A 4,880-nucleotide genomic window follows, 5' to 3' on the forward strand; every position below is an offset into this window, starting at 1 on the left:
CCCGTTCGCGCGCGCCCAAGGCCCCGCCGGCGAAACGCTGAAGGACGTCGCCGCCCGCAAGGGCATGCGCTTCGGCACCGCCATCAGCGCCGGCCGCAACCAGTTCGGCGACGCCGCCTACCGCGCGCTCGTCGAGCGCGAATGCAACCTGATCGTGCTCGAGAACGAGATGAAATGGCAGGCGCTCGAACCGGCGCCGGGCAAGCCGAACTTCGGCCCGGCCGACGACGTGATCGCCTGGGCGAAGGACAAGGGCATCGCCGTGCGCGGCCACAACCTGTTCTGGCAGGCCGAGAAATGGGTGCCGGCGTGGGTCGTGAAACAGAACTTCGGCCCGCAGCCCGCGAAGGCCGTCGAACAGCTGATGCGCACGCACGTGAGCACCGTGTGCGGCCACTTCGGCAAGAGCATCAAGAGCTGGGACGTCGTCAACGAAGCCGTCGACCCGGCCGACGGCAAGCTGCGCCAGAACGCCCTCACGAAGCCGCTTGGCGCCGTCGAGCAGATCGACCTCGCGTTCCGCCTCGCGAAAGAATATGCCCCGCAGGCACAGCTGGTCTATAACGACTACATGCGCGGCGACGCCGGCAGCGCCAAGCATCGTGCGGGCGTGCTGGCCCTGCTCGCGGACCTCAAGAAGCGCGGCACGCCGATCAACGCGCTCGGCCTGCAGAGCCATATCGGTTCGTGGGACGAAACGGATAAAGGCCGTTCCGACCTGGTCGAATGGCGCAAGTTCCTCGACGAAGTGTCGGGCATGGGCTACGACCTCCTGATCACCGAACTGGACGTGAACGACCGCCGCCTGCCGGCCGACATCGCCAAACGCGACGCCGGCGTCGCCGCCGCCACGCGCGACTACCTGGACGTGACGCTGGCCTACCCGCGCCTGCGCGACATCCTCGTGTGGGGCCTGGCTGACAACATCAGCTGGCTGCAGACGTGGGACGAGGCGCCGCGCAGGGACAAGCTGCCGATGCGCCCGACGCCGTTCGACGCACAGTTGAAAGCAAAGCCGATGAAACAGGCGATCATCGACGCGATCAAGGCGGCGCCGGCACGCCAGGGCTGACGGCTGCGATATCGATTCGGGTATCGGTCGGCGCGCACAAGTGATTAGTGCGCCGGCCGATCGGTATTTATACTCGCGCGACGCTCATCAACTCTTAGCCCGCACATGGACTCGAATCGCCGCCGCATCCTCACCGCTTCCCTCGCCGCCGCCGCTGCCGCCGCCAGCGCCCCCTCGCTCGCTTTCGCGGCAAAATCGAAATCCACTTCATCGGCCGCGGGCCTCGCGCCGACGCCGCCGATGGGCTGGAACAGCTGGAACTCGTTCGGCCCCACCATCACGGAAGCGCAGGCGCTGGAAAACGCCGACATCATGGTCGCGAAGCTGCTGCCGTTCGGGTACAACGTGTTCACCGTCGACATCCAGTGGTACGAGCCGAACGCGAACAGCTACGAATACCGCAAGGACGCCGAACTGACGCTGGACCAGTACGGCCGCCTGCAGCCGGCGCCGAACCGCTTCCCGTCCGCTGCGAACGGCGCGGGCTTCAGGAAGCTCGCCGACCAGATCCACGCGCGCGGCATGAAGTTCGGCATCCACCTCATGCGCGGCATCCCGCGCCAGGCCGTGCGCCTGAACACGCCGATCCTCGGCACGAAACTGCGCGCGCAGGACATCGCCGACACGAAGGCGATCTGCGAATGGAACGGCGACATGTACGGCGTCGACATGACGAAGCCGGGCGCGCAGGAATACTACAACTCCGTGTTCAAGCAGTACGCCGAGTGGGGCGTCGACTTCGTCAAGATGGACGACATGTCGCGCCCGTACGAGCGCAACTGGCCCGAGGTCGAAGCGGCGCACAAGGCCATCGCGGCCAGCGGCCGTCCGATCGTCCTGAGCCTGTCGCCGGGCGAAATGGACCTGCGTTGGGCCAACCACGTGCCGCACTATGCGCAGATGTGGCGCGTCTCGGACGACTTCTGGGACGAATGGCGCCTCCTGAACGACCAGTTCCAGCGCCTGGAAAACTGGAACCCCGTGATGGGCGCGAACTCGTGGCCCGACGCCGACATGCTGCCGCTGGGCCGTCTTGCCCTCGGCGCGCGCGACACCAAGTTCACGCCGGACGAGCAGCAGACGCTGATGTCGCTGTGGAGCATCGCCCGCTCGCCGCTGATCATGGGCGGCGACCTGCGCCACCTGGACGCGAAGACCCTCGCATTGCTGACGAACCCCGAGGTGCTGGCCGTGAACCAGCGCAGCCGCGACAACCGCCCGCACCGCGCGGAAGCCGGCACGCGCATCTGGAGCGCACGTTCGGCCGACAAGCGCAACCTGCAATACCTGGCACTGTTCAACACGTCCGATGCGCCGACCGAGATCGTGTTCGACCTGTCGCGCCTGGACCTGGGCAACCGCAGCGTCGCCGTGCGCGACCTGTGGGCGCGGCACGACCAGCCGGCCGTGCGCGGCGCGCTGCGCATCACGCTGGCACCGCACGCTTCCACGTTGCTGGGCCTGTCCGCGTAAAGGTGACAAAGGGTGACTATTCCAACTGCATGAAGTGGCAGAATAGCGTCGATACAAATTTTGGAACATAATGGTCCGGTTCGCGCCGCCCCTTCAAGTTCCCATCCATCGACCGCATGAGAATACACCCGCTCACCGGGGAGTTTGCGCAGCCCGCAAACGAAACCGCGTTCCTCGTCCACCAACTGCCGCAGACACGGGCCCTGCTCGGCTACACGCTCGTGTTCTGCACGCTGTTCTACCTGGCGTTCTCGATGTCGGACCTGGCCGCGCTGGGCTATGGTCCGGCCTACCTGAAGCTGTGCGCGGCGCGCGCGGTCGTGGCCGCGACGGCCGGCACGTGCGCCTGGCTCGCCTACCACCGGCCGCTCACCCTCCACGCAACGCGCATCGCCGCCAGCGTCGCGGAAACCGTGGCGCTCGCGTGCTTCATGTTCATCGCGGTGCAGCGAACGGACGAATTCCATTGGCACGCGATGTCGCTCGGGATCATGCTCATCGTGATCTACCTGTACATCCCGAACCGCTTCGCCAACGCGCTCATGCTGGCGGGCGGCGCGACCGCCGTCTTCCTTGCACTGACCTGGAGATATGGCCGGCTGACGGCGGCCGACGGCGTCACGATGGTGATGCTGCTGGTACTGGCGAACGCGTTCGGCGCGCTGGCGGCGCGACGCTTCAACCAGGTGACGCGCGAGGAATACCAGGCACGCGTGCAGATCCAGCACACCGCGGCGCGTGACCACCTCACGGGCTGCTTCAACCGGCGCTACCTGCACGAGACCCTGATGCGCCCCGGCCAGATGCCCACGCCGGATCATGGCGGCATGCTGACGGTCGTCCTGTGCGACATCGATCATTTCAAGCGCATCAACGACACGTACGGCCACGCCAGCGGCGACGCCGTGCTGCGCAGCTTTGCCGACCTGTTGCGGCGCATGACGCGGGACGGCGTCGACAGCGTGGTGCGCTACGGCGGCGAGGAGTTCCTCGCGATACTGCCGGGGACGGACCTCGACGGCGGCATCCACCTGGCCGAGCGGCTGCGCGCCCGCTTCGCAGACACGAGCGTCATGACCGACGACGGGGCGGAGCACGTGCGCACGACGGCGAGCTTCGGCGTCGCCTGCGCCGACCCCGCGGCCGACGGCGGGCACCACGTGCTGCGCGACCTCATCGCCGTGGCCGACAAGCTGATGTACGACGCCAAGCGCGGTGGACGCGACCGCGTCCACGCGCGTTGCGCATGCGCCAACGACGCGGACGGGCCGCGTCGCGCGGGAATGGTCAATAGGCGGTGACCGAGAAGTTGCGGGAGGCGAAGTCCATGCCGCCCGACGACGACGTGATCTCGAACCCGTACTGGACGTCGCCCACGGTGACGTTGCCGATCCAGCCGAGGTTCTGCAGGTAGCGCATGAGAGCCAGGGCGTCGACGGTCGTGTTGTTGGTCTTCGTCGTGCGCAGGAACGAGTACACCATGTTGCCGCCGTTATTGCCGCGGTAGACGTTCCAGGTGGCGCCTCCGATGTTCACGTTCGTGTACACGGGGATGGCACACCCCTGCGCGGTCCAGTTATACGAGATCGGCTTGACGTTGCCGCAGCCGCCCGACGTGCCCGTGTAGTTCAGCCACACCATGATCTCGTTGGCGTGGTTCGTGTCCCAGATGTCGAACGTGGATTCCCAGGCGCCGCCGGCCGGCGTCGTCGCCGACACTACCGCCGTCAGCCGCGAGAGGCTGTTCAGCGCTTTGCCGACGTAGAAGTTGATGTGCGGGTAGGACTTGATGCCGCCGGTGTTCGGCTGGTTCGACCACACGCCCCAGTCGGTCGGCGAGTTGACCCACAGCGTCTGCGGCCCGGCGCCCGAACCCCAGATGTCGTTGTTGAAGCTGTACGCGCCCATCGTCGTCGACCCGTACTGCGCCGTCGTCGACCATGTCGCCGCCTGCGCCGGGGCGGCCAGACTCGCTGCCAATGCCACTGCGGTGATGCAAAGTGCGTTCTTCATATAGTCTCCTTGATGTTCGCCCCGCTTGAAGCGGACCGCGACAACCGTATCCGCATACGGCATCCGGGGCGTCAACGCCGCATTCTTATTTTTATGTAACCGATTTCATCGTAGAGACGGTGCTAGGCGCAGTCAATTGTGCCAACAGTGATTGTTAACCGCTATCACGGAGATATGCCATCTTCGTATGGCAAATACGGAGTTCGATATAGGCCGCTACTCGCGCACCTTGCCGCGCAAGGCCTTCACCTGGCCCCGGCCGGCCTTCGATTCGAGCCGGCGCCGCTGCGAACCGAGCGTGGGCCGCGTGGCCCGGCGCACG

General features: G+C 66.4%; 4 protein-coding genes and 1 pseudogene. 3 read left to right on the forward strand and 2 right to left on the reverse strand.

All coding sequences use genetic code 11. From position 1 onward, the window contains the following. The 3 genes from ACEN88_RS24355 to ACEN88_RS24365 form a co-directional block, all read left to right on the forward strand. On the forward strand, positions 1 to 1,072 hold a 1,072-nt coding region (locus ACEN88_RS24355), incomplete at its 5' end, for an endo-1,4-beta-xylanase (RefSeq protein WP_413343819.1). A gap of 105 nt (positions 1,073 to 1,177) precedes the next feature. Beyond that, entirely contained in the window at positions 1,178 to 2,545 is a 1,368-nt protein-coding gene (locus ACEN88_RS24360) for a glycoside hydrolase family 27 protein (protein ID WP_413343821.1), read from the forward strand. 116 nt (positions 2,546 to 2,661) lie between these two features. After that, positions 2,662 to 3,846 (forward strand): GGDEF domain-containing protein, encoded by a 1,185-nt coding sequence (locus ACEN88_RS24365; protein ID WP_413343823.1) that lies wholly within the window; start codon positions 2,662 to 2,664, stop codon positions 3,844 to 3,846. On the opposite strand, the gene ACEN88_RS24370 is transcribed toward ACEN88_RS24365, so the two are convergent. Then, positions 3,833 to 4,558, reverse strand: a complete 726-nt coding sequence (locus tag ACEN88_RS24370; RefSeq protein ID WP_413343825.1) for a GH12 family glycosyl hydrolase domain-containing protein — start codon at positions 4,556 to 4,558, stop codon at positions 3,833 to 3,835. The two genes, ACEN88_RS24365 and ACEN88_RS24370, sit on opposite strands and share 14 nt — an antisense overlap. A gap of 216 nt (positions 4,559 to 4,774) precedes the next feature. After that, positions 4,775 to 4,880, reverse strand: a pseudogene (locus ACEN88_RS24375) (aminoacyl-tRNA hydrolase); the annotation flags it as partial.

The organism is Massilia sp. CT11-108, assembly GCF_047302915.1.
Lineage (GTDB): Bacteria > Pseudomonadota > Gammaproteobacteria > Burkholderiales > Burkholderiaceae_D > Telluria > Telluria orientalis.